This window comes from Paenibacillus sp. BIC5C1, from assembly GCF_032399705.1.
In the GTDB taxonomy this organism is placed as follows: domain Bacteria; phylum Bacillota; class Bacilli; order Paenibacillales; family Paenibacillaceae; genus Paenibacillus; species Paenibacillus taichungensis_A.
On record NZ_CP135922.1, the window covers coordinates 2,435,818 to 2,462,104 of the forward strand.

Genomic DNA, 26,287 nt, shown 5'->3' on the forward strand with positions numbered 1-26,287 from the left:
GACTGCTTTTTGCTCTTTTTTTTGTAAGGAGGATCAGGATATTCATTTCCTGTTCGATAACTAGGCGCTGAATGCAACATTTGAAATTTGCAAGAGGAGGTGACGGGAAACCCTATGTTTTTGAAACGGATTGAACTGGGTGGATTCAAGTCATTCGCCGACAAAACGGAAATGGAATTCGTTCGTGGCATAACCGCGGTTGTGGGCCCGAACGGAAGTGGCAAAAGTAACATTTCAGACGGCATACGCTGGGTTCTTGGGGAACAAAGCGCCAAATCACTGCGTGGCGGCAAAATGGAAGATATCATTTTTGCCGGCAGTGATGCACGGAAGGCTGTTAATTATGGTGAAGTTTCGTTGACGCTGGATAACGAAGATCATGCGCTTGCTTTGGATTTTGGTGAGGTAACGGTAACACGTCGTGTACATCGCAGCGGAGACAGTGAATATTTTATCAACAAGCAGTCGTGTCGGTTAAAGGATATTACCGAATTGTTTATGGATACCGGGATCGGCAAGGAAGCTTACTCGATTATTGGACAGGGACGAATTGAAGAGATTCTGAGTACCCGTTCAGAGGATCGCAGGGGGATCTTTGAAGAGGCATCAGGTATTGTTAAATACAAATCACGCAAACGGGATGCTACTCGCAAACTGGATGAGACGGAACAGAATTTATTGCGCATTCATGACCTGGTCACTGAGCTGGAAGACCAGATTGGTCCGTTAAAGGAGCAATCGGAGAAAGCAATCCACTACAAGGAATTGCGTGGACAGCTGAAGTCACAGGAAATCTCCATGTATGTGTATCAAATCGAACAAATTCACGCTTCCTGGAGCAAAGCAAATCAGCGACTTGAATCGTTGAAACAGGAAGAAGTCGGATTGGCTGCTATCGTCTCCACTCATGATGCCAAGCTGGAAAGTGACCGAATTGCGCTGCGCACGCTGGAAACGGAGACGGAACAGCTGCAATCGGCCTTATTGCAATTCAGTGAAGCTACGGAGAAAAGCGAAGGGCTCGGGGAACTGCTCAAGGAGCGTTCTCGTCATCTGCAGACGAACCAGGAACAGCTTAAAGTGACGCTTGCAGCGAGTGAGGAGAGGCATCGGGAGCGTGAAGCCGAGTTACTTGCATTACGTGAGAAGTTTGCCAAGCTTGAACTGGAATTGAGCGACGTGAGAAACCGCCTGTCCGAGGAAGAGGCCAAACTCATCGGTGTCACTGGCGGCATTAGCCAACAGCAGGAGGAGAGCCTTAAGGGCAACTTGCTGGAACTGATGAATCAGATGGCCCAGACACGAAATGAAATTCGTTATGCGGACCAACAGAAAGAAACGCTTGAACGGCGAATGAATCGCGCGACTGAGGAATCCGGCAAGTGGGAAGGCCAGAAGGAAATGCTGGAAGTCCGCAAAACGGAGATTGAGAAAAAAGTTGTTCGTCTAGGCAAGGAAATCAGTGATCTGCGCGGTGGTTATATTACGGAAAGTGAACGTCTCCAATCGCTGCAGAAGCTGCTCGAAGAAAGCCGGGGCACTGTCCGTAAATGGGAGCAGAAGCGTGAAGCTCAGGTTTCCCGTCGCGATACCATGAAAGAGATGCAGGATGATTTTGACGGTTTCATGTTGGGTGTCAAAGAAGTTCTTAAGGCATCACGTAAAGGTACACTAAACGGGGTTCATGGAGCCGTTGCAGAGCTCGTTAAAGTGCCTGAGAAGATCGAACTTGCGGTAGAGACAGCGATGGGCGCTTCCCTGCAGCATGTCGTCATGGAGAATGAATCGGTTTCCAGACAGGCGATCGCTTTTTTGAAACAACGTCAATTGGGCAGAGCTACGTTCCTCCCGCTGGATGTTATTCGTGCACGTACCATCGGTGCGGGTGAACGTTCGATGATCGAAGGCATGGATGGTTTTGTGGGAATTGGTGCGGATCTCGTACAATACGAATCCCGTTATGCTGCGATCATTGGAAGCCTGCTCGGAAATGTCATTATTGCGGAGAAACTGGAGGATGCCAATAAGATCGCGGCTCGCTGCCAATATCGTTTCCGGGTTGTAACCTTGGAAGGCGATGTGGTTAACGCGGGTGGTTCGATGACTGGTGGTAGCCAACACAAGAAAAATGGTAGTCTACTCAGCCGCAAACGGCAGCTGGACCAGCTAGACCAGGACATTTTGGATACCGAAAATCAGATCGTAAAACTGCATCGCAGTGTGGATGATGTAAAAACTCAACTGGAGCAGTGCCAAGACAAGCTGGACGAGCTGCGTCAGTCTGGAGACGACACCCGTAATGCAGAACAGCAGGCTTCAATGGAAATGAAGCAGGTTGAGCATGAGCTGCGTCACGTGCTGGAACAGGTTGCCGTAGCCGGGCAGGAGAAGAGTGGCTTTACCGAAGAAATCAAAGAAATGGATACAGCTCGCGATGTCGCCGTGAAGAAGCTGGAGCAGCTTGAGGAAGAAGAGAAGGCGACCCATCGTGCCATTCATGCCGCAGAATTTGCGCGTAAAGCGAATGAATCGGCGAAGGAGGAATTGCAGACCCAACTCACCGATTTGAAAGTCCGAGAGGGGAAACTGGATCAGGAACGATTCTCCAACGAGGAGCAATTACGGCGTCTGGAGCGTGAAGTGGATTCACTGGTGAAGGATCTTCGTCAAAATCGTACGTTGTTGGCCTCCATGGAAGCTGATCTGAAGAAAACAGAAACGGAAAGTGTTAAACAGATTGAAGATCTTAACCAGTACAAGCTGAAAAAAGCGGAATCTGCGCAGGAGCTGGACTTCAAGCGTGCTGCCCGAAGCGAGCTGTCGAAGAAGCTTGAGCTGGCCGAGAGTGAAACGAAGGAACAGCGCACACAGCTGAAAGCTGTGGAGGAACAGATGCGACAAACGGAAATTTCCGTGAACAGACTTGACGTTGAATTGGAAAACATTCTGCGCAAACTGATGGATGAGTATGAGCTCGGCTATGAACTTGCCAAAGAACGTTATCCAGTACCGGAAGATGTGGAGAGTACACAAGCTGAGGTTCAGAAACTGAAGCGCAGCATTGCAGCTCTCGGCGACGTCAATCTGGGAGCCATCGAGGAATTCCAGCGGGTTAACGAGCGGTATGAGTTCCTTAGCACGCAGAAGAATGACCTGGTCGAAGCTAAAACAACGTTGTATCAGGTTATTCGAGAAATGGAAGACGAGATGGCCAAACGATTCAAGGCAACGTTTGATGCAATTCGCCGGGAGTTTGGCACGGTCTTCACCAAGCTGTTTGGTGGAGGACGCGCGGATCTTGTATTGATGGACCCTGAGCGTTTGCTCGACACTGGCATTGATATCGTCGCCCAGCCACCAGGCAAAAAGTTGCAAAACCTGCAGCTATTATCCGGTGGGGAACGAGCGTTGACCGCAATGGCGCTTTTATTCGCTATACTGCATGTTAAGCCTGTACCGTTTTGCGTACTCGATGAAGTGGAAGCGGCGCTGGATGAAGCCAACGTGGTGCGTTTTGCCCAGTATTTGCGTGAATTCTCGGAACAAACCCAATTCATCGTTGTTACACATCGCAAAGGCACAATGGAAGAAGCGGATGTGCTGTATGGCGTTACGATGGAAGAGGGCGGAGTATCCAAGCTCGTTTCGGTTAAACTGGAAGATGAGGAAGCTGTCATTGCCTAATCTTTGAGTTGGTTGTCACGCATGAACTCATCTAATATCATTTAAACTAAGAAATGTACACGATGGAGGGGCTTTATGAGTTTTTTTAAAAAGCTGAGAGACAGCATTGCAAGCAAAACGGAGTCGGTTACCAAACAGTTCAAGGACGGGTTGGAAAAGACACGTAAAGGCCTTGTAGAGAAAGTATCGGATCTCGTTATCCGTCGCAAAAAAATCGACGAGGAATTCTATGAAGAATTGGAAGAGATTCTGATTGGAGCCGACGTAGGTGTCAATACGGTCATGAAACTGATTGAAGATCTGCGTGATGAGGTCAAAAAACGTAAAATTGAGGATGCGGCTGAACTACAGCCTGTACTGTCTGAAAAACTGACGGGTTTGCTTCGTGGCGAGCAGAATAATGAACTGAAAATGAATCCGGATGGCATCACGGTTATTTTGTTTGTTGGTGTTAATGGTGTGGGTAAAACAACAACGATTGGTAAGCTGGCCCATCGCTTCAAACAGCAGGGCAAAAAGGTTATCATGGCAGCAGGAGATACGTTCCGTGCCGGAGCGATTGAACAACTCGAAGTATGGGGACAACGTGCCGGTGTGGAAGTCATCAAGCAACAGTCAGGTTCTGACCCTGCCGCTGTTATGTATGATGCGGTGCAAGCTGCGAAGCAACGGGGTGCTGATGTATTGCTCTGTGATACAGCTGGCCGTCTACAGAATAAATCCAATCTGATGGACGAACTCAACAAAATCTATCGTGTCATTCAACGTGAAATTCCGGAAGCTCCTCATGAAGTATTAATGGTGCTGGATGCAACTACAGGTCAGAATGCACTGAATCAGGCCAAACTCTTCGGTGAGAAGAGCGGGGTAACTGGACTTGTGTTGACGAAGCTGGATGGTACCGCCAAAGGTGGTATTGTTGTTGCGATTCGTCAGGAGTTGGATCTGCCTGTGAAGCTGGTTGGACTTGGTGAGAAAATTGATGATCTGCAGCCTTTCGACTCGGAGCAATTCGTGCATGCGTTGTTTGCCGGACTGATCCAAGAACAGCCAGCTGAAAGTGCTGAAGAAGAGGAAGCTAATTCCTAGAACCCTTAATAAATAGGATGAATGAATAGCGCTAACTGTATTGCCAGTGATATACGTGATAAGTGTCACGTGTAATGTCACTGGCAATACGTGTATAATGGGAATAAAGAAGGCAAGGCTAAAGGGCTAGAAAGGACGGTTGATATGGCCAATACCTATACCTATTCCCGCCGTGAGGAAGTCGCCAATGCGGTAACTCATGGAATCGGCGCTGCACTCAGTGTAGCTGCACTGGTGCTATTGATTGTATTTTCGAGTATGAAAGGCACGGCCTGGCATGTGGTCAGTTTCACGATCTACGGGATCACCATGCTACTGCTCTATACGAGCTCTACACTCGTGCATGCATGGAAAGATGGGAAAATGAAAGATTTATTTGAGATTTTCGACCATTCTTCCATTTATTTGTTTATTGCGGGAACTTACACTCCGCTTTTGTTTATTGCTGTTCGCGGTACACTTGGTTGGACCCTGTTCGGTGTAATCTGGGGAATCGCATTATTCGGCGTGATCTTCAAGGCATTTTTTACGAAAAGGTTTCTATTCATGTCCACGATTTTCTATATTGCGATGGGCTGGCTCATCGTTATTGCCTGGCAACCGCTTATGGCTGCCATTCCTACAGGTGGAATCGTGCTGCTGGTTGCTGGAGGCCTGATGTATACACTGGGTACGCTTTTTTATGTGTGGCGTGGATTTCCGTATCACCATGCGATTTGGCATCTCTTTGTGTTGGCAGGCAGTATTCTTCATTTCTTTATGGTACTGCTGTACCTGACACCACTTCGCTAGAACCGGTAGATAGCGTAAAACGAATCGGCTCCATCTGTGGAGACCCATTCGTTTTTTGTTCTATATAAAGGACAAAGCAGGCAAGTATTCTACTGTAGAGGAATGGCTAGGATCAACCATGCAGGCACGAAAAATGAGTGCAAAATGGACGTTTTTATTGTGACAAGTATTTTTGCTTGACAACCTGATTTGTTTTAGGTATTATTAGGAACGTTGCAAGAGTGTAAAGTGTTTTTCCTTGACGAAGGGAGTGCCCCGTTATGAGTCAAGAAAACCGGCTTGAGAAGACAAACCGGATTAACTTGCTGTTTGCTTTCTATGAACGGTTGCTTACCGAGAAACAGCAGACTTTTCTAAAGTATTACTTTCATGATGATTTCTCGCTGGGCGAGATTGCAGCCGAGTTCGAGATCAGCCGCCAGGCGGTATACGAGCACATCAAGCGTGCCGAACAAGTGCTGGAAAATTACGAAAGCAAGCTTGGCTTGCTGGAGAAGCACGAGCGGCGCAACCGTAATCTTGAAGATTTACAAAATGCATTGGAACGCACAGGCGTTTCCATTGATAACAACCAACAAATAAACGATATTATTCAACAGCTCAGAGAGTAGTTCGTAAGAGTTGAACGAAACGTATCGGTCCTGAAAACAGTATTACAGCTTAAGGAGGTGGGATCATGGCATTTGAAGGATTAACGACCCGATTGCAGAATGTGTTCAGCAAGCTGCGCGGCAAAGGCAAGGTGTCTGATGAAGATGTTGCCGAGGCTATGCGCGAGGTACGTCTGGCATTGCTCGAAGCGGATGTAAACTTCAAAGTGGTCAAGGAATTCATCGCCAAGGTGAAAGAGAAGGCTGTTGGCAAAGAAGTGATGGAGAGCTTCACGCCGGGAATGGTCATTATCGACATCGTAAACAAGGAACTGACGGATTTGATGGGTGGAAGCCAGTCGAAACTGGCCAAGGCCAACAAACCGCCTACGGTACTGATGATGGTTGGTTTGCAAGGTGCGGGTAAAACAACCACATCCGGTAAACTGGCTAAGATGCTGCAAAAGCAAAATAGCAGACCGTTACTTGTTGCAGGAGATATTTATCGTCCAGCAGCGATTAAGCAGTTGCAAGTGCTTGGTGAGCAGATCAAAGCGCCAGTATTTACACTGGGAGATCAGACAAGCCCTGTTGAGATCGCACGTCAGGGTCTGCAGCATGCCAAGGATAACGGTAATGACTACGTCATTATCGATACGGCTGGACGTCTGCATGTCGATGAAGAACTGATGGAAGAACTTCGTCAGATTCACAGCGTAGTGAACCCGGATGAAGTATTGCTTGTCGTAGACAGCATGACTGGTCAGGATGCAGTTAATGTGGCAGAACACTTTAATCAGCAGCTTGATCTGACCGGGGTGGTTCTGACTAAGCTTGACGGAGATACTCGTGGTGGTGCCGCGCTTTCTGTTAAAGCAGTCACTGGCTGTCCAATCAAGTTTGCTTCACTTGGGGAGAAACTGGACGCACTTGAGCCTTTCCATCCAGAACGTATGGCTTCACGTATTCTTGGTATGGGTGATATGCTCTCTCTGATTGAGAAGGCACAGTCCAACATTGATACCGAAAAAGCCAAGGAAATGGAACGGAAGATGCGTAATGCAGAATTCACGTTTGAAGATTTCCTTGAGCAAATGGATCAAGTGAAAAAGCTGGGGCCAATCGATCAGATCATGGATATGATTCCTGGTATGGGCAAGATGAAACAAGCCAAGGACCTGAAAGTTGATGATAAACAAATGGGCCGGATCGAAGCGATCGTGTACTCCATGACGACCGAAGAGAAACGTAACCCGGATATGATCAACCATAGCCGCCGGAAGCGGATTGCTACAGGTAGTGGAACATCCCTGGCCGAAGTGAACCGTCTGATCAAGCAGTTTGATGAGATGCGCCGCATGATGAAACAGTTCTCGGATATGATGGGACCTAAAGGCGGCAAGAACAAAGCGATGAAGCAGCTCAAAGGTTTGGGCAAAGGAATGAAGTTTCCTTTCCGTTGATTCTCGGAGCAGCTGAACGATATACAGATTTCATTGAAGGAGGTGAATTTTCAAATGGCAGTTCGTATTCGTCTGAAACGTATGGGTGCTCACAAAGCTCCTTTCTACCGCGTAGTGGTATCGGATTCCCGTTCCCCACGTGACGGTCGTTTTATCGAGGAGATCGGTTACTACAACCCGGTTGAACAACCGGCTGTTGTTAAGATCGATGAAGATAAAGCATTGCAATGGCTTCAAAACGGTGCGCAAGCATCCGACACTGTCCGCAACTTGCTGAGCAAAGCGGGCGTGATGAAGAAGTTCCACGAGTCTAAATTGACTAAATAAGGTGCTGATTCGGAGGGTCATCTATGGAAGAATTAGTAAGCATAATTGCTAAGGCTTTGGTCGATCATCCGGAAGATGTGGCGGTTCGGACGGTTGAGAAAGACCGGCTTGTCGTTTATGAGTTAACCGTTCATCCTGACGATGTTGGGAAAGTGATTGGTAAACAGGGGCGAATCGCAAAGTCTCTTCGTACGGTCGTCACATCAGCAGCAGTTAAGATGGATAAACGGGTAACCGTCGATATCATATCTTAAAGATATACGAAAGGGGGTTAGGATGCATGTCCTAGCCCCTTTTCGTGCATGCTGAAACTTAAATCATAGGATTGAAATAGCTCGTCAAGTATGATTATCTGCGAATCGATTCTGAAGAAGCGTTAGAATAAAAGCGATCCGAAGAACGATCCATAATCGGAACGGTCGCAGGGAGATCATCACATAGGAGTACTAATATGAATGGATTGTAGGAGGAAAGTATGGCAGAGTTTATGAATGTAGGTAAAATCGTCAATACGCATGGAATACGCGGCGAGGTGAGAATCATGCCTTTAACTGATTTTCCGGAAGTGCGTTTTGCGAAAAATGCAGAGTTGTTTTTCTTTACACCAGATAATCATCCAGTCATGGTTAACGTGGAATCTGCACGTTTGCATAAGAATATGTATATTCTTCGTCTAAAAGAGTATGACAACATTAATGAAGTAGAGAAGTTTAAAGGCGGTATGGCCAAAGTGTTAAAAGAGAATCTGGCAGAGTTGGAGGAAGGTGAATACTACTTCCATCAAATTGTTGGGTGTTCTGTCATCACCGAAGAGGGTGAAACACTTGGAACCATCTCTGAGATATTGACTCCTGGAGCGAATGATGTATGGGTTGTCAAAACGCCTGCAGGTAAAGAAATTTTGCTTCCGGTTATTGATGATGTTGTTCTTGATGTGGACGTTACAGAAAAGCAAGTCAAGGTTCACCTGATGGAAGGGCTGCTGTAACATGAAAGTAGATGTATTAACTCTCTTCCCGGAAATGTTTGAAGGTGTGTTCGGAACCAGCATTCTGGGCAAAGCCCAAACCAAAGGGCTTGTATCTCTGGGAGCAACAAACTTTCGGAATTTTGCAACCAATAAACATAATACAGTTGACGATGCACCTTACGGCGGAGGTGGAGGCATGGTATTAAAGCCAGATCCCATCTTTGCTGCTGTCGAGGATGTATTAGAGCAGCGAGGCGAAGCTGCGGCAACGATGAAACCCCCACGTATCATTCTGATGTGCCCGCAAGGTGAGACGTTCACACAGAAAAAAGCAGAGGAACTTGTACAAGAAGATCATCTGATTTTTATTTGCGGACATTATGAAGGTTATGATGAGCGTATCCGAGAGTTTCTCGTGACAGACGAATTGTCAATTGGTGATTACGTGCTGACGGGTGGCGAACTACCTGCGATGGTGGCGATTGACAGTATTGTGCGCCTTATTCCGGGTGTACTTGGTAATGAGACAAGTGCTGTAACGGATTCATTCAGTACCGGATTGCTCGAATACCCGCATTATACGCGCCCTCCGGAATTTAGAGGTATGAAGGTGCCCGATATGCTGTTATCGGGACATCATCTGAATATTGAGGCATGGCGCAGGGAGCAGTCCTTGCTTCGCACGCTGGAACGTAGACCGGATATGTTGGAGACGGCGGACTTGACGGACAAAGAACGGATTTGGCTAAATAAGCTTCGTTCTGAACGTGAAAAGAATGCAGAGTAGTTGGATAGTATCTCGTTTGAGCACGTAAAATAACTCATTTCAAAGCTTGTAAGACCAACCTTGTGATATAAAGGTTGGTCTTTTTCTGTATTGAAGAATGTGAAAAACTGGATTTCCATTGGCAATTACTATAAAATATAAGCGTATTATGAAACTTAGTTTCATCAAATGAAACTAAGGGTGGCGTATATATGTCTTATCACTTTTATGGTCTTGACCATGTACAACTTGCTGCACCAGAAGAGTGTGAAACGGATGCACGTAATTTTTTTAATAAAGTGTTAGGTTGGAACGAGATTCCCAAACCTGAGATTTTAAGAAAACGTGGTGGTGTTTGGTTTCAATGTGGCATGCATCAAGTACATATTGGAGTGCAAAGAGATTTTGTTCCCGCTATAAAAGCACATCCAGCATTTCACGTACAGAATTTAGATGCGTTGCGTGACAATCTGAATCGTAACCATATTCAAGTCATTGATGATGAAGCGCGGACTGATGAAGGTGTAAAAAGGTTCTATATCAATGATCCCTTTGGAAATCGACTTGAATTTCTAGAATGGATTAAGCCATAGGCCAACAAGCTTAATCCTAATATTGAAACAATTTTGCCCCTTTGAACATTTTTGCATGTTCCGAATTAGGGTTGTATAAACTGAAAAATTTCTTTATGGTGATTTCAGCTAGCAAGGTATGAAGACGACAAGCTGAGGAGGAATAGTATGAATCATCAGCCTTATGAAGTTGGCAGAGTGAATATTAGCGAAGCTGGAGAGCGCTGTAAGATGCTTCTGGGGGATCTGAATGGAGATGGCAGGCTTGAGATGCTGTTGGTGCAGGCTGATGGGGGCATAGATGATCGTTACGTTCCGCATCAGGTATGTTGTTTGTCGGCATATGATCTGGATGGAACATTAATGTGGCAGGTCGGAACACCGGACCCGGATGCAGGCGGTCCAGGATCAGACTATCCTGCTCAGATTGTAGATTGGGACGGAGACGGAAATAATGAAGTGCTGTGTGTAATGAACAAACAATTGCTTATTCTGGATGGAAGAACAGGAGTGATAAAGAAACGTCATGAATTGCCTGAAGAGCAAGCGCATGATTGTATTATTCTTGCAAACCTAAGTGGTGACCAACACACGATGGATATTCTGCTGAAGGATCGGTATAAGACGTTATGGGCATTAGATAACGATTTTAATTTGTTGTGGAAGCATGAAGGCAATATAGGTCATTTTCCGTGGGTATACGATATCGATGGAGATGGCAAAGATGAAGTGATGGCCGGGTATGACATGCTGGATCATGATGGAACATTATTATGGTCCTGTCAGAATCTTGATGATCACGCAGACTGTATATGGCTTGGCGACGTGGACGAGGACGGGGAAGTTGAAATTGTTATTGGTGGCAGTGTCACGGTGATGATGGATCGGTACGGTCATGAAAAATGGCGTTATGAGGATTCGATTGAATCACAGCATATCGCATTGGGGAAATTTTATGGAGAAAGACAAGGATTACAGATTGCAGGCCTGGATCGGATTATTCGTGGAGATGAGAATGGCAAGGATGGAATGTTTATGCTGGATAGGGATGGAAAAGAACTGTGGAAAGAAGATCGTAAAACTCGTGGCTGGTTAACCATTATTGAGCCTGTACGCAACTGGGATGACAGCGGGCTTGACTATATCCTGGCTTATCGCCGAGGTGGAGGTGTCCTGCCAGCTTTGGTCAATGGTAATATGCAAATGGTTGCAGCATTTGGAAAAGAGGGCTATGCCGTACATGCAGACTTGTGTCAGAGTGGAAGGGAACAGGTCATCATCTATGATGCACATGAGGCGGTGATCTATTCCAGCTCAGTGATGGATGTAACCACTCCAACCTCTTTGGATATAAAAAGAGCCCAGCTTCAGCCAAAAAGGCTATATAGCTCGACTCTTTATCCCGGCGGGGAAGTTTCAATCTTAGATTAATGACTGATCTCTACGGCAGGAAGGATTTCCTGTTGGTCTGATTCAGGGTGGAGCAATGCAGCTAAATCAGTTCCTGTCGTAACCGTTAATCGTGGGAGCTTCATAGGATTATCCCCAGGTCGAACAAATCCTGAACGGACGGAAAAGGCCATACGATACCCATTTTGCTGCAGCTGATAGATCATCTGCGTGCTGGTATAACCGAAAGGGTAGGCCAGATACGGCGTATCTATACCGGTTTCTTTCATTAACTTGATGTCATCACTCAGCAGGCTTGTGTCGAGTCCTACGGGCACGTTATCGCCGCAACGCATGTATCCCTTGTGGTGCAAATTATAGGTATGGCTGTTGAACTCAAAGACGTCTTTAGCGTCCTGCATCTCCTGTTTGGAGATAAACGTATTTTTGGTTGGATCAAAAGCTGAAGTCTGGTCCTGAATTTTGCTGCCGATTACAAATAGGGAAGCATGGAAATTATATTTTTTGAGCACAGGGTAGGCTAGGGTATAATTGTTCTGATATCCATCATCAAAGGTAATGACAATGGATTTTTTGGGTAAAGAGATCTGTCCATTCACGTATTGCTCAAGTTGCTCCAGTGTAATTGTGTTATAGCCTTCTTGATGCAAATATTTCATGTTCTCTTCAAAGTCTTCCAGATTAATGATCGATTTGTTGTTTGGTTCGTGATTGTTGATTTTGGGCAGTATGTAATGATACATCAGTACAGGTACTTCAGTAGCCGAATCTTGTGCGATGTGAAAAGTAGCCAGATCAAGTGCAGGTTTGGTGGAATAATCGGAGTGAGACATTAGAAATGCCTTACGTTTGACCATATCCCAGGACGTGCAAGCTTTGTGAGACATTGCATTGGTAGGATGAGTTACCGCATACGCATACATTGTAATAGTACAAGTGAGTAATGCGAGTGCAGCAAGAGCGATTTTTTTGAAGTGTTTCATAAGTCGATTGGTTCTCCTTTTGCCATTTCATTTCTTCGTGGAATTACATTGTAGATGCATCAGCACGTAATCCAACAAGCTATATCATAGACGATCTATCTTAACAGAAAGTTACAGTATTTTTTCCTTCTAATGCTTGACTTATTCAAGAATACTTTTTAGGACACTTCATAGGAGTGGAGCTTCGATGTATATAAAGAATTGAGCTGAAAAGCGGGTTCAACAGGTGTATTTTAATGCAATTTAAAATATGACTATAATAGAATTCAGGGACGTGCTCAAGATGATCATTTTAGCTGATAACGATTAATTGGAGTAAAGAAAATTCAGGGGATTGAAGAACTAAGCAGTTCCATCAGCAATTTGTTTATTTTTCCTTGTGTTTTATTATGCTGCGTGATACAATAAGTCTGTTATGTGGAATACGGCGGTCCTCTATGGATAATGAAGGAGACAAGGTGTTCTCTGGAAGAAGTATGAACGCCTGTACGGAAGGAGGGAGTCATAGATGAATATCGTTCAAGCGATTACACAAGAACAACTTCGTAAAGATATTCCGAGTTTTCGTCCTGGTGACACTTTGAAAGTGCACGTTAAGGTAATCGAGGGAACTCGTGAGCGTATCCAATTGTTCGAAGGTGTTGTGATTAAACGCCGTGGTGGTGGAATCAGTGAGACTTTTACAGTTCGTAAAATTTCTTACGGTGTAGGTGTGGAAAGAGCTTTCCCGCTTCATTCCCCTAAAATCGATAGAATCGAAGTGGCTCGCCGTGGTAAAGTGCGTCGTGCGAAGCTTTATTATCTTCGTGAACTACGCGGTAAAGCAGCGAGAATTAAAGAAATTCGTTAATATAACGGATACCGGGGAGGGCTTGGAGACAAGCCCTTTTCGTTTTTGTCCGGGAAAAGTTGAACCGGAGGTGCACTTCCGAGTAAAATGGTATGGCGGCACATGCGCGAATAGTCCGGGAGGCTTGTGGAATCAGTTATTGAAGGACATTTGAATTGTGGATTAAATGTACTGGTAATGCTTGCGTGTAAGATTACATAACTGATGATGTGTAAAAACTGCTATAACATGTACTGTGAAGAGAGGAAGATCATTAATGGAACAGGAAGTTCAACAGGACCAGGGCAATACTGCTGAAGAGAAAAGCAGTCGATCCAAAAAAGCCAAAAATGAAATTTTCGAATGGCTCAAAGCCATCGTGATCGCACTAGTACTTGTCATTTTAATTCGGTGGTTGCTGTTTAAACCGTTTGTTGTGGACGGGCCTTCCATGCAGCCGAATTTTCATACAGGTGAACGTGTAATCGTCAATGAAATTTTATATGATATTAGGGAACCACAGCGCGGAGAAGTAATTGTATTCCACGTTCCAACCGAAGGCCGTGATTTCATTAAACGTGTCATTGCTGTCGCTGGTGATACCGTTGAGGTTCAGGACGATACGGTTCTCGTCAATGGTAAAAAAGTCGATGAGACTTACATTCAGGGAGCAATCGATGCTGCTGAAGCGAACGGTGGAACCTATAACGTGAAGGACTTCCCTAATGAACAATTCCCGGATGGGAAAGTACCGGAAGGTCATGTTTTTGTAATGGGGGATAACCGTCCGAATAGTACGGATAGCCGAATGATCGGCTATGTATCACTGAAGGATATTGTAGGTCGTGCAGATGTGATTTTCTGGCCGATCGGCGATATCAAGTGGATTAACCATTAATATGAATGCAGGATATATAAGCAAAATATAATGTGTACACCAAAACGTAGAAGGCAGAACTAATTTGGGGATAATAGAGATCTGAAGATTGTTTTGCCAACGAAATGATGCGGTGTGCATGTTATAGATAAAGCCTATATATTAACAAATAATGAGGTGAAGACAAGGTGACGATTCAATGGTTTCCAGGTCATATGACCCGAGCCAGACGCCAGATTCAGGATAAGTTAAAGCTGATTGACGTGGTCATCGAACTGCTGGATGCCCGTCTGCCTGTCTCCAGCCGCAACCCGATGATTGACGAGATTTTACAGGGCAAACCCCGGATGATTTTGTTGAATAAGTCCGACTTGGCTGATGCGAAAGTGACGCAAGAATGGATTGAATATTTCAAAAAAGAGGGAATCACTGCTTTCCCTGTAGATGCTTCAACAGGTACCAATGTGAAAGACATCCCAACACAAGCGAAGCTTCTCCTAAAAGAAAAGATTGACCGTCAAATAGCCAAAGGGATTAACCCTCGAGCGGTTCGTGGACTGATTGTTGGTATCCCAAACGTGGGTAAATCCACGCTAATTAACCGACTGGCTGGACGGAACATTGCGGCAACGGGAGATCGTCCTGGTGTGACGAAGGGACAACAGTGGATCAAAGTGGGTAAAGAAATGGAACTGCTGGATACCCCGGGTATTCTTTGGCCGAAATTCGAAGATCAAAACGTGGGTTATCGTCTTGCAGTAACAGGTGCAATTAAGGAAGAGATTCTGAATGCAGAAGACATCGCCTTTTTTGGCATCAGTTATCTAATGCGTTATTACTGGGATTCACTTGAAGAACGATACGGACTTCAGGAGTTCTCCAAAGATGCAGATGATTCTGACAGCGTTGTTGCGATCATGGAGCAGGTTGGTCGTATACGTGGTTGTGTGGTAAGCGGTGGGCGTATCGATTTGGAAAAGGCATCGCGAGCATTTCTGCGTGAACTGCGTGCGGGCAAAATGGGACGTTTCTCTATGGAAGCTCCTTATTAAATAAGAGACAACTGCCGAAAGAAGCGGCCGTTACCGGATTACCGGGAGCGGTCGCTTTTTGTGTTACTGGAATTAATACAGAGGAACCTTGATTGATCTGGAAGGTGATTCTAGAAAATTGCACTTTATGGGATTGTATTGTACGTATATCTGGGTCTCTTAAATCATGCTATGATGAGTGATGAAGATTTAGCCTGCTCAATGCTGAATATCTTCAATTTAAGCGATCAGATACCGATAAAATAATAACTCACCATCGTATGATCATATATGCTTCACAGAAGTTTATTTCTTGTTGAATTGGATCTGGTAGAACAAAAATCGGAAATCTACGTCTATATAATAAAATGATATAAAAGTGATGCGTTGAAGCAAGAGTGGTCAGAGGAGATGACACCGTAATGAATGAAATGAATGAGTTAACTGAATTGACGCAACTGGATGCCCTGGTTGAACCGAAAAAGAAGAAAAAAGAAATGGTGGAGCCCAAAGATCTGCTGATCTATGAGCGTGAATATTGGGAAAGTGGATTTGAACGTATTGCCGGTATTGATGAAGTGGGACGTGGTTGTTTATTTGGAGATGTAGTAGCGGCAGCCGTTATTTTACCTCGTGATTTGATTCTGGAAGGGGTTAATGATTCCAAGAAATTAACGGAGAAAAAGCGCGACGCATTATACGACATCATTATGGAAAAGGCGTTGTCAGTGGGGATCGGTTATGCGGATGCGGAAACGATTGATCAACTGAATATTAAACAGGCTGCAAGGCTTGCCATGAAACGTGCGGTAGAAGCCCTTGAGGGCGTGCCGGACTACCTGTTGGTGGATGCAGAAAAAATAGATGTGAATATACCACAGTTGTCCATTATTAAAGGCGATGCCAACAGTCAATCCATTGCGGCAGCATCCATTATTGCGAAGGTTACCCGGGATAGGCTATGCAAGGAAGATTGGGATACGTTATATCCGGAATATGGGTTATCGATACATAAGGGATATGCAACGAAATTTCATCGTGAACAAATTATGGCTCTTGGTGCTACACCCATGCATCGTCGCAGTTTTCTCGGCAATCTACTTGGAGAACAGCACACTTTATTTTAATCAGATCATACGCGGAGGGAGGGTGAAGGGCATGAATATAAGTTCCGTGATTCGTGGGTTGCTGGGAGATAGTAAACCGGGAAATGCCAAACCACTGGAGTTAAAGGAAGGTCAGGTTGTTCGGGGTTCTGTGGTTAGTGTATCCGATGATGGAGCAGATGCGGTTCTTCAGATTCAGGGTGTACAGGTGCGTGCAAAACTGGAAACCCCGCTTCGCCCAGGTGAAACAACACTGCTTCAGGTACAGCCTCCAGGTGAAAATGGCGTAACGGTAATGAAACCACTGACGGGTACATTGGCAGAACTGCCACAGGCATCTCTGAACAATTTGCTTCAGGAGGTAGGTTTGCCGGATACCAAGGGGAATCGGGAACTGCTGTTAGCTATGCAGCGAAGCGGATTACCTTTGACCAAGGATAATGTAGCCATGGTTCAAAATATGATGACAGTCAAACCTGCACAGGTGCCTGTTGAAGAGTGGGTACAGGCGACAGGTATTGCTTTTCAGCGTGGTCTTCCGGTTACGGCGGAAACAGTAAAGGGTCTGCATCAGGCTGTATTTGGTCCTCCCCTACATCAGTTGTTGAAGGGGTTGGCTGACCAGTTGGAGTCCATGTTGACCCAAACGGCAGGTAAAACGCTGCCGACTGGTGAACAGACAGCTACGGTGAAGAATAACATTATGGCTGGAGCGCCTGTACCGTTAAACGGAGAGCAGGAGGGAGAAACGGTTGCTGCGTCAGGCGGTAACCGTCAGGTAGGAGGAACCACCGGATTGTCCGGGCAACCTGCGCCTGTAGCAGCCGCTGGTGATGCTACAATGGCTGATGGACCGGAGGATGCTGCTGGTAGTGGTGCGGTGAAAGGCAATGGGCAGACTGGAGCAGGGACTGCCGAGACTGCTGCGGTTAAGACTGGGGCCAGCCATGTTGAAACTGCTGGCAAGGAGGGTACAGGTATTCCGGCAGGAACCGGAATACCTGGTGAGAGCCCGCGTGCAGCTGATGCGGGCGTTGCTGGGAGCCGCCCAGGCACGACGGGGGCGGCTGTGGATGTTACGGCTGGTCGAGTGATTGCTGGCCAGCCTGAGGGGGGCGCGCCCGGACGAACCGACGGGCGCGGTGAAACGCCTGCTGCTGCGGGGCCTACCGCTTCCGCAGCAGGGCAGGCGGCGCCAGCAGCTCCATCGGCAGCGCAGCTGGCGCCCAAGCTGCTGGCGCTGCTGGACGCGCTGCGCAGCGCGTCCACAGCCGCACCGGCACAGCCAGGTGCGGCGACACAGGCCGCCCCTGCATCGCAGGGCGGCCAAGCGGCTGCGGCTGCCGGAGGCGTGCCGCAGCCTTTGCCAGCCGGCGCGGATGCGCTGCCGGCTGGCGGTAGTGCCGCAGCACCTGCGGGAGCTGCGGCGGCGCCCGTCACCCACGAGGGGGACCCGTGGGTGGGGCGCGTGTTGAAGCTGCTCGGTGCGGAGCACGAGCAGCAGGCAGTGCACGGCGCGGCTGCGCAGGCGCGCGTGGGGGATGTGGCGAGTCTGGGAACCGCGGACACGCTGAAGGGCTTACTGCTGCAGCTTGCCAGCAGCGATGGTGCACCGGCGGCGCTCAAAGATGCCGCCGGACAGGCTGTGCAATTTCTTACAGGTCAGCAGTTATTGCTAACAACAGATCGCAGTGCTACCTTTGCCCAGATGCACTGGTTTATCCCCATTACCGGACCTGACGGAGAAGAGACGGCTTCCGTTCAGATTCAATCACGACGCGGACAACGTGGTGAGTTGGATGCATCCAACTGTCGCCTGTGGTTCGATCTGGATATGAAAAGTCTCGGTCCAACACTGGTCGATGTGCATGTTGTCAATAATATCGTCAGTCTGCGTGTATTGAATGACGGCGAAGGAATGGGACCGCTTCTAGAAAGTGGGCGTGAAGAAATCCATAAGGCGCTGGACAAGCTGGGCTATCAGTTGCTGACTTTCAAGGCGGAACCCTGGCCTGTTGGCCAGGAACCGGGTGCCGAACGGAAAATGACTGCCTCGGACTACAGTCCTGAACGATACAAAGGGGTGGACATGCGGGTATGAAAGAGGATTCGCAGCCGGACCTGATGTCCAAAAAGGCCGTTGCTTTAAAATATGTACCTGGTGAGAGCGAGGCACCAGTGGTTGTAGCCAAAGGCCGTGGCAAAGTGGCAGAAGCCATTCTGGATAAAGCCAAGGAAAATGGTGTACCTGTTCAGGAGGATGCTGCACTTGTTGAAGTGCTTTCCAAACTGGACTTGGATGAACAGATCCCGTCGGAACTGTATCAACTGGTGGCCGAAGTGTTGACCTACATTTATCGAGCTGACCGTATGGCTTCTGGACGAGAGGAAGAAGAATCGTGGTAGAGCGCAGATCAGAACAGGAGCCAGCTTCCAAACTTACACGTCAGCAAAAAGGACGATTGGGTGAAGAATCTGCTTGCGATTGGCTTCAGGAGCATGATTATCGCATTTTGAAGCGCAATTGGCGTTGTCGTAGCGGAGAGATTGATATCGTTGCTTCCCATGAAGGTATGATTGTTTTTATCGAAGTCCGCAGTAGAAGCGGAACTGGACTGTATGGAACACCCCAGGAGTCGGTAGATATCCGTAAAATGCAGCAGGTACGTGCAACCGCATCTGTATATTTGCAAATGACGGGAGAGACAAATGATCAAATTCGTTTTGATGTGATCGCAGTCATGCTGGATAAAGCAGGCGGAACCGTTTCGATTGATCATATTATTAATGCATTTTGAGTCCCTACTATATACACGATTCTTCAGCTGTGTTAACCCATGAGAAAGACACTTGAAAAAGTGACTCTCTTGTGGGTTATTTTTATTTTGAGCAGGAAACGGTAAAAAGGAATTAAGAACATTACTACTGTACAAGTCGCAAATTAGATACAAATCGTATCTATTCATAAGCAATCGGACCTATCTCCGTTGTTATTATTCTATTTTCCGGTCGTTAATGGACTACATCTAATTAATAATTTGCTAAATAAGATTTCAAAAGATGTGTTTTTAATTCAGTCTACTCTACTGAGTTATCTGTTATAAAGCACTCTCTATCCCATCAACAAGTATATGTATCGTTAATTCCATAAACACTGTGGTTCGCTGTGTTTTCTAACTTGTTGCTAAACGACTAAAAAGATTGGAGTACTTAAAATAAACAGATACAAAATGTATCATTTATAATAAAATGAGAAAAGCAAATATGAAAAAGAGGTGTGAACTATGAAAGAAATTCAATCTGCTGCGGCAAAGAAAATGAAACAGGAGTGGGTGACACCGCAATTGGAAGTGTTGGATATTAGCGAAACCATGAACGGTGGCGAAGGGATATGGCAATATGTTTGGGGCGGGGAATTTTGGAAGCTCGAAATGTTGGTCAGTTAGATAGATAAAACGAGTTCATATGGTCACCGGACTTACTACTATATATGGATGAGGTGAACGATTGTCATGAGTATTCAATGGAAATGGATGATTCGTTTAAGTGTGTTTTTACTATTTTTCGGGGTGTGTGGACTGCTGCATTCTGGAACGACATATGCTGCATCCAAAAATGCTTCTGCGGAGGGGCAAGTTAATAATATTGTTCAAACTTCAAAAATTTATGGGAAAATTACTGATATGGATGGTTTTCCGGTGAAAGATGTAGATGTAACTATCAAGATGTACACATTAGAAAACAGAGAAATAGGAAACAAAACAGTTAAAACCAATTCCAAGGGAGAGTACAATTTTGAAATCACGTCAAGTGAAGGCATAACCATCAGGATTAGTCTGGTTGCCAAGGGGTACTTGGACACCCACAACAATTATATTAGCAATTATTTGTCTCCGGGAGAAACAAGGCAATTTAATTTTTCCCTCTATGAGCCAGCCACCGTCGTAGGCAAAGTTACTGATCAATCAGGAAAACCAGTTGTAGGTGCTGTCATTAAAGCAACAACAGTCAGCCAGTCTGTAAAGACGGACAAGGATGGCAACTACGCAATTACAGGTATTAATCCTTATTCCGCCCCTGATATTGTGGTTTCGGTTGATGCAGATGGATATGTTCCTTACACAAAATATCTTTTTCTATACACCGGTGTTACAGAGAAGTTGAACATAACACTTCAAGAGGCCGCCAAGGTGAGTGGCTTGGTGCAAGATGAACAGGGGAAGCCAGTGGCTGGGGCCACGGTATCTATTAATAATTTTAAGATGATAACAGACAAACAAGGCAAGTATTCCATGGATCGACTGTCTCCGGGAATAAGCATAATCTCTGTCGAAGCGGATGGTTATATCAACCAAACGATTAGGGTAACTTTGGTCAAAGGACCTAACAATACTTTTGATTTTATTCTCAAGCGTAATGTAGACAAAACCCCGCCTGTTACCAAATATGCTTTAGTTCCTTTGACAGAGGTATCCAACGGAAAACAATATATTAATGGTTTTAATTTTAAGTTAAAGGCAACGGACGAAGTTAACGGATCAGGTTTGAAAATGACCCAGTACAGAATCAATGGGGGTGAATGGATCACGTTTACCGTACCAATAAAAATCTATGCTCCTGATGTCAAAACAGTGGAGTATTTCAGCACGGATATCGCCGGCAACCAAGAAAAAATAAACAAAATGGATTTTGTGAATGGGAAGTTTGAAGGAGCAGGATCATACCCTTATTGATTAAATAGCTATTTATAATGAAGAAAGGCGACGTTGACTCTAAGAATCTCTCTGCGGGGAAGAGTCGAAGTCGCCTTTTTGCATCCGAAATAACCAGAACGAAATAATGTTATCCGCATTCCTTTGAATCCAATGAACAGATCAGTGTATAATCAAGAGGGTAATGCAGTTTTACTGCACCGTTTGTTTTTCATAAATGAGTCGATTCATATCGCAGGCTTGAACTGCGGTCACGGATAATTTTTTATAATCTGGGAGGCATGGTCATGAGTAAATCTACCCAAACGGGTAACGCCGTAAGAGAAGCCATTCAAAATCGCCGTACAGTCAAAAAGTTTAAAAAAGAAGCTGTTCCCACACAGCAGATTATTGATTTGTTGGACACAGCCGTATGGGCACCCAATCACAAATTGCGTGAGCCGTGGCGGTTTTTATTGTTTAGCGGAAATGGACTGAACAAGCTGGCAGACGCTATTGATGCAGAGATGGGAGAGGATAACAAGTTCTCTGCCAATATCAAGCAGATCCCTGCCGTCATGCTTGTCGTTATGGAAGAAGATCCGCGCCAGAATATCTGGGATGAAGATTTTGCAGCAGTAAGCGCATTGGTACAGAACTTCCTACTCGCGGCATGGAGTGAAGACATTGGTACGTTCTGGGTAACCAAGCCTTTCCTGTATGGACCCAAATTCCGTAAGTCCCTTGGCATTCAGGCTGGGGAAAAAATTATAGGCATGGTTTACATGGGGTATCCAGAGGTTATTCCTTCTGCCAAAGAACGTACACCAGCCAAAGACAAGCTGACTATATTTGAATAATTGATATCTTGTTTGCTATTCATTCGAACGTAATGCTCTATGCAAAGCCCCTGCACGTATGTCTCTTCTCTTATAAAGAGGATATATGTGCAGGGGTGTTTGATTTGTAAAACTATTTAGCCACGAATTTGAAATCTACAGATATCTCGCTTGAACCTTTCATGAAGCTGAATGGCGAAGGCACGTATTTCACCTTATAGCCTCTATTGCCTTAATGATCCTCGCTCAAAATAAATTCAAATCCAGTTGACGATACTGAATCGCCTCAGCCACGTGGGCTGTCAAAATGACGCCATCATGATCCAAGTCTGCGATCGTCTGGGCCATCTTTATAATTCGATCATGTGCACGCATGCTCAGGTTCAGTGCTTGTAGTGTCTGCTGGAGTAGTAGGTCTGCTTCTTCAGGCAGGCGGATTGTTCGACGAAGAAGGGTTCCTGATAACTGGCTATTCCAGCGAACTGAACTATTAGCATATCGTGAGGCCTGAATATGATGAGCATGAATGACTTTGGCCTGCATTTCCGCAGACGAAGGAGAAGCGCCAGCCTTGCGCCACTCGCTCGGGGGAGGAACTTCGACCTGAAGGTCGATGCGATCTAGCAGCGGTCCTGAAATTTTGGCACGGTAGGCGGCAACACGGGCAGGACTGCATATACATCTTTGATCCTCCGATTGGGCAGAGAGATACCCACAAGGACAGGGATTCATAGAACAGGCGAGCATAAATTGTGCTGGAAATGTGAACGCGGCTCTCGCACGGCTAATGGTGACTTTGCGATCCTCCAGTGGTTGTCTTAACACTTCTAGGACTTGCCGCTGAAACTCAGGCAGCTCATCCAGAAACAATATACCCCGGTGGGCAAGACTTACTTCACCCGGTTTGGGGATGCCGCCGCCTCCAATGAGACCTGATGTGGATATCGTATGGTGTGGAGAGCGAAAGGGTCTGTCTGCGATGAGACCATTTGAGGTATCTTTAAGCTTGCCTGCGGCACTTAGCACTTTGGTTACTTCCAGCGCTTCGTCTTCGGACAATGGTGGGAGAATCGTAGGCAGCCGTTTAATTAACATGGTTTTCCCTGTGCCCGGAGGTCCGACCAGCAAAATATTGTGCATCCCGGCTGCGGCAATCATGAGTGCCCGCTTCACATGATGCTGCCCCAGAACATCACTATAATCATCGTCCAACGATGGAGATCGCATTGGGCCCTCATGGCGCTCCATATCACCGAAATTGGGATTCAGAGCAGAGAGATGGGCGTAATCTTTTAAAACAACAGGCCCCGTATTCTGCATTATTCCTTTCTTGTTCTTTGAATTCGTTGCTTGTTCAGGTGCGATATCTTGCAAATGACGAATACCATATACCTGAATACCCCGAATTAACGAAGCCTCTTCCAGATTATCGGCGGGCAGAAGAATGGAGGTAAAGCCTTGCCGTTTGGCCAAATCTACCATGGACAAAATGCCAGGCACCGATCTCACTGAACCGTCCAATGCCAGCTCACCCACTACCAATGTCCTTTCCTCTACTGGAAGTACCAGCTGACCACTTGTTGTAAGTAAACCAATAGCGATGGCAAGATCGAAAGAAGATCCTTCCTTGCGCAGATCAGCGGGGGCCAGATTAATCGTAATCCGTTGCAACGGATACTGGTAACCACAGTTTTTTATAGCTGCACGAACACGTTCAACCGCTTCACGAATAGCCGAATCCGGCAATCCGATAATAGACGTCTGGGGTAGCCCGTTCGACAAGTCTGTTTCCACTTCAATTAAAACCCCGTCAATTCCATATAAACAGGCACTATGCAGTTTTCCGTACATAATAAAAGAAACACCTCACTTCGTCTTTGGCGCGCATAATACAGGCCAGTCTACGAATTAAGGTGCTTCCTCAGCTTCTAACAAGCATTTTATATAAAAGAAATCAGGGCGTCAACCCATCATCGTCATAGCTGTTGTGTATCTCCCTGCCTCCTGAATTGTTTACAGTTTCCACATAAAGTTTCTCTCAGAATTAAAGGATATTCAGTTCCGATCAATGTCGTGTTGTCATGGAAGAGTATGTAAACGCGCGGCGAAGCTGTTTCAACATATCAAGAGTTTTTTTGTTACGTTGTCATAGATTTCATTTATCTATGCTTCAAATTATGTTTTATGCAATTTAATTTATCGCTATTAAATAGAAAAGTAAAATCATTTGTGCTCAATTATTCTGTTTTTTTACTAATTTATGATAAGATAGATGAAGGGCTCCTAATAATTCGCAAATTCTAGCGGTTATATCAGGGGGTAACCTCTATGAAAAAGGAATATAGAATGCACAATAGGTAGGTGGGACAGATCTATGCAGAATGAAAGTTTGAAGCTGGATAACCAATTATGCTTTGCCATATACGCTTGTTCACGTGAAATTACGAAGATGTACCAACCCTATCTTGAGGTGCTTGGGGTAACCTACTCTCAATACCTGGTCTTGATGGTATTGTGGGAACGTGAAGAATGTACGGTTAAGGAAATCGGAGAGGCACTTTACCTGGATTCAGGGACATTGACGCCTCTTCTTAAACGTTTGCAGTCAGCAGGACTTATTCATCGCGAACGTTCAGCTCAGGACGAACGGAAAGTATTGATTACACTTACAGACGCTGGGCGGGAACTTCGCCATAAAGCCTTGTCTATACCTGAAGCGATCCAGGAAGATGCATGTCTGAACAGTACTGAGTTCGAATCTTTACTGGGACAGTTCAAGGGACTGCTGGAGAAAGTACATCAAACCAACACCAAAGAAGCAAAAAAATAAAATGCAACATCGTATTACTATTAAGAAACCTTGGCTTATTAGCTGAGGTTTTTTCCATTAATATCCAAGCATTCACAATATGGGATCATACCCATATCAAAATACTGTCTATTAACCATTACTTTTTTAAGGAAAGCGTTTTAAAAACATGTTACAATGAATTGGGTTTAAGTGAAAATAGTCAACATTTGTCTTTTGTTAGTCTACCAACCCGCCTTGTTGCAGTCATGTTGATAGGAGGATTCGAGAATGAATATCCATGAATATCAAGGAAAAGAAGTACTGAAACAGTATGGAGTCACCGTTCCAAACGGAAAGGTTGCTTATACAGTCGATGAAGCGGTTGCGGCCGCAGAGGCACTGGGCAGTCCGGTGACTGTAGTCAAAGCGCAAATTCATGCAGGTGGCCGGGGGAAAGCCGGCGGCGTGAAAGTAGCGAAAAGTATCGACGAAGTTCGTGCTTACGCATCCGAAATTTTGGGAAAAGTATTGGTAACACACCAGACTGGACCTGAAGGTAAAGAAGTGAAGCGTCTTCTGATTGAAGAAGGATGCGATATCCGCAAAGAGTATTATGTGGGTGTTGTTGTGGACCGTGCCACAGGCCGCGTCGTAATGATGGCTTCCGAAGAAGGCGGTACAGAGATCGAAGAAGTAGCTGAAGCTACACCTGAGAAAATTTTCAAAGAAATCATTGACCCTGCAATTGGATTGCAAGTGTTCCAGGCACGTAAACTGGCGTACAGCATTCGTATTCCGAATGAGTTGGTGAACAAAGCGGTTAAGTTTATGCTTGCGTTGTACACAGCGTTTGTTGAAAAAGATTGCTCCATTGCCGAGATCAATCCACTCGTTGTTACCGGAGATGGAAACGTTATCGCGCTGGATGCAAAATTGAATTTTGATTCCAACGCCTTGTTCCGTCACAAAGACATTTTGGAACTGCGTGATCTGGATGAAGAAGACGAAAAAGAAATCGAAGCTTCCAAATACGACCTGAGCTACATAGCACTCGATGGCAACATCGGCTGTATGGTTAATGGTGCAGGACTTGCGATGGCGACGATGGATATCATCAAATACTATGGCGGCGACCCGGCCAACTTCCTCGATGTTGGGGGCGGTGCGACAACAGAGAAAGTGACCGAAGCTTTCAAAATCATTTTGTCTGACGCCAAAGTGGCGGGTATCTTCGTTAACATTTTTGGCGGCATTATGCGTTGTGATGTCATTGCCAATGGTGTTGTTGAAGCCGCGAAGCAGCTTGGCCTGACTAAACCGCTGGTTGTTCGTCTTGAAGGAACTAACGTGGAACTTGGTAAACGTATTTTGGGTGAATCCGGCCTGAATATCGTTCCTGCTGATTCCATGGCCGATGGTGCACAGAAAATTGTTGCCCTCGTAAAATAAGTTCATTCCTGGGCAAATTGCTGCCTTA

At 45.8% G+C, this 26,287-nt stretch carries 25 protein-coding genes; 23 read left to right on the forward strand and 2 right to left on the reverse strand.

Going from position 1 to position 26,287, the window contains the following annotated elements:
* Positions 1-114: 114 nt before the first annotated feature.
* From smc to RS891_RS11190, 11 genes are all read left to right on the forward strand, one after another.
* Positions 115-3,684 (forward strand): chromosome segregation protein SMC, encoded by a 3,570-nt coding sequence (smc, locus tag RS891_RS11140; RefSeq protein ID WP_315795310.1) that lies wholly within the window; start codon positions 115-117, stop codon positions 3,682-3,684.
* Positions 3,685-3,759: 75 nt separating this feature from the next.
* Complete coding sequence (ftsY, locus tag RS891_RS11145) at positions 3,760-4,773, forward strand: signal recognition particle-docking protein FtsY (RefSeq protein WP_063564665.1); 1,014 nt, start codon at positions 3,760-3,762, stop codon at positions 4,771-4,773.
* A 144-nt stretch (positions 4,774-4,917) separates the two neighbouring features.
* Entirely contained in the window at positions 4,918-5,565 is a 648-nt protein-coding gene (gene trhA, locus RS891_RS11150; RefSeq protein WP_113052656.1) for a PAQR family membrane homeostasis protein TrhA, read from the forward strand.
* Between the two features lie 260 nt (positions 5,566-5,825).
* The gene (locus RS891_RS11155) at positions 5,826-6,176 is read left to right on the forward strand and encodes a putative DNA-binding protein (RefSeq protein ID WP_113052655.1); all 351 of its coding nucleotides are present in this window, start codon (positions 5,826-5,828) and stop codon (positions 6,174-6,176) included.
* A gap of 65 nt (positions 6,177-6,241) precedes the next feature.
* A complete protein-coding gene (gene ffh, locus RS891_RS11160) occupies positions 6,242-7,618 on the forward strand; it encodes a signal recognition particle protein (RefSeq protein ID WP_024630183.1) in 1,377 nt (458 codons plus the stop codon).
* 54 nt (positions 7,619-7,672) lie between these two features.
* Entirely contained in the window at positions 7,673-7,945 is a 273-nt protein-coding gene (rpsP, locus tag RS891_RS11165) for a 30S ribosomal protein S16 (protein WP_024630184.1), read from the forward strand.
* A gap of 23 nt (positions 7,946-7,968) precedes the next feature.
* On the forward strand, positions 7,969-8,199 hold the full coding sequence (locus tag RS891_RS11170; protein WP_024630185.1) for a KH domain-containing protein: 231 nt from the start codon (positions 7,969-7,971) through the stop codon (positions 8,197-8,199).
* 221 nt (positions 8,200-8,420) lie between these two features.
* Positions 8,421-8,933, forward strand: a complete 513-nt coding sequence (gene rimM, locus RS891_RS11175; RefSeq protein ID WP_315795311.1) for a ribosome maturation factor RimM — start codon at positions 8,421-8,423, stop codon at positions 8,931-8,933.
* 1 nt (position 8,934) lies between these two features.
* A complete protein-coding gene (gene trmD / locus RS891_RS11180; RefSeq protein WP_315795312.1) occupies positions 8,935-9,702 on the forward strand; it encodes a tRNA (guanosine(37)-N1)-methyltransferase TrmD in 768 nt (255 codons plus the stop codon).
* Between the two features lie 191 nt (positions 9,703-9,893).
* The gene (locus RS891_RS11185; RefSeq protein WP_315795313.1) at positions 9,894-10,274 is read left to right on the forward strand and encodes a VOC family protein; all 381 of its coding nucleotides are present in this window, start codon (positions 9,894-9,896) and stop codon (positions 10,272-10,274) included.
* 147 nt (positions 10,275-10,421) lie between these two features.
* Positions 10,422-11,684 carry a hypothetical protein gene (locus tag RS891_RS11190; protein ID WP_315795314.1) on the forward strand — a complete coding sequence of 421 codons (1,263 nt, stop codon included), beginning with the start codon at positions 10,422-10,424 and terminating at the stop codon, positions 11,682-11,684.
* Here RS891_RS11190 and RS891_RS11195 read toward each other — a convergent pair.
* On the reverse strand, positions 11,681-12,646 hold the full coding sequence (locus tag RS891_RS11195) for a polysaccharide deacetylase family protein (protein WP_315795315.1): 966 nt from the start codon (positions 12,644-12,646) through the stop codon (positions 11,681-11,683). The genes RS891_RS11190 and RS891_RS11195 overlap by 4 nt on opposite strands.
* Positions 12,647-13,154: 508 nt before the next feature.
* Here RS891_RS11195 and rplS point away from each other — a divergent pair.
* The 10 genes from rplS (at position 13,155) to RS891_RS11245 (ending at position 22,040) form a co-directional block, all read left to right on the forward strand.
* Complete coding sequence (gene rplS / locus RS891_RS11200) at positions 13,155-13,496, forward strand: 50S ribosomal protein L19 (protein WP_024630190.1); 342 nt, start codon at positions 13,155-13,157, stop codon at positions 13,494-13,496.
* A gap of 256 nt (positions 13,497-13,752) precedes the next feature.
* Positions 13,753-14,373, forward strand: coding sequence for a signal peptidase I (gene lepB, locus RS891_RS11205; RefSeq protein ID WP_113052649.1), 621 nt, complete (start codon positions 13,753-13,755; stop codon positions 14,371-14,373).
* A gap of 167 nt (positions 14,374-14,540) precedes the next feature.
* Positions 14,541-15,404 carry a ribosome biogenesis GTPase YlqF gene (gene ylqF / locus RS891_RS11210; RefSeq protein WP_063564655.1) on the forward strand — a complete coding sequence of 288 codons (864 nt, stop codon included), beginning with the start codon at positions 14,541-14,543 and terminating at the stop codon, positions 15,402-15,404.
* Between the two features lie 401 nt (positions 15,405-15,805).
* The gene (locus RS891_RS11215) at positions 15,806-16,510 is read left to right on the forward strand and encodes a ribonuclease HII (RefSeq protein WP_397333642.1); all 705 of its coding nucleotides are present in this window, start codon (positions 15,806-15,808) and stop codon (positions 16,508-16,510) included.
* Positions 16,511-16,541: 31 nt separating this feature from the next.
* On the forward strand, positions 16,542-18,590 hold the full coding sequence (locus RS891_RS11220; protein WP_315795316.1) for a DNA ligase: 2,049 nt from the start codon (positions 16,542-16,544) through the stop codon (positions 18,588-18,590).
* On the forward strand, positions 18,587-18,895 hold the full coding sequence (locus tag RS891_RS11225; protein ID WP_113052647.1) for an EscU/YscU/HrcU family type III secretion system export apparatus switch protein: 309 nt from the start codon (positions 18,587-18,589) through the stop codon (positions 18,893-18,895). Before RS891_RS11220 ends, RS891_RS11225 begins: the two co-directional genes overlap by 4 nt.
* Entirely contained in the window at positions 18,889-19,287 is a 399-nt protein-coding gene (locus RS891_RS11230) for a YraN family protein (RefSeq protein ID WP_315795317.1), read from the forward strand. Before RS891_RS11225 ends, RS891_RS11230 begins: the two co-directional genes overlap by 7 nt.
* Positions 19,288-19,773: 486 nt before the next feature.
* Positions 19,774-19,935, forward strand: a complete 162-nt coding sequence (locus tag RS891_RS11235) for a paeninodin family lasso peptide (protein WP_256337823.1) — start codon at positions 19,774-19,776, stop codon at positions 19,933-19,935.
* A gap of 66 nt (positions 19,936-20,001) precedes the next feature.
* Positions 20,002-21,222: a carboxypeptidase-like regulatory domain-containing protein gene (locus RS891_RS11240; RefSeq protein WP_315795318.1), complete on the forward strand. Its 1,221-nt coding sequence runs from the start codon at positions 20,002-20,004 to the stop codon at positions 21,220-21,222.
* Positions 21,223-21,488: 266 nt separating this feature from the next.
* Positions 21,489-22,040 (forward strand): nitroreductase family protein, encoded by a 552-nt coding sequence (locus RS891_RS11245; protein ID WP_113052643.1) that lies wholly within the window; start codon positions 21,489-21,491, stop codon positions 22,038-22,040.
* A gap of 225 nt (positions 22,041-22,265) precedes the next feature.
* Here the strand turns inward: RS891_RS11245 and RS891_RS11250 are convergent, their stop codons facing one another.
* The gene (locus RS891_RS11250) at positions 22,266-23,870 is read right to left on the reverse strand and encodes a YifB family Mg chelatase-like AAA ATPase (RefSeq protein ID WP_315795319.1); all 1,605 of its coding nucleotides are present in this window, start codon (positions 23,868-23,870) and stop codon (positions 22,266-22,268) included.
* A 523-nt stretch (positions 23,871-24,393) separates the two neighbouring features.
* On the opposite strand from RS891_RS11250, the gene RS891_RS11255 reads away from it, so the two are divergent.
* Together RS891_RS11255 and sucC are read left to right on the forward strand one after the other, a co-directional pair.
* Entirely contained in the window at positions 24,394-24,849 is a 456-nt protein-coding gene (locus RS891_RS11255) for a MarR family winged helix-turn-helix transcriptional regulator (protein ID WP_076289496.1), read from the forward strand.
* Positions 24,850-25,098: 249 nt separating this feature from the next.
* Positions 25,099-26,259 (forward strand): ADP-forming succinate--CoA ligase subunit beta, encoded by a 1,161-nt coding sequence (gene sucC / locus RS891_RS11260; RefSeq protein WP_024630201.1) that lies wholly within the window; start codon positions 25,099-25,101, stop codon positions 26,257-26,259.
* The last annotated feature ends 28 nt before the right edge of the window (positions 26,260-26,287 follow it).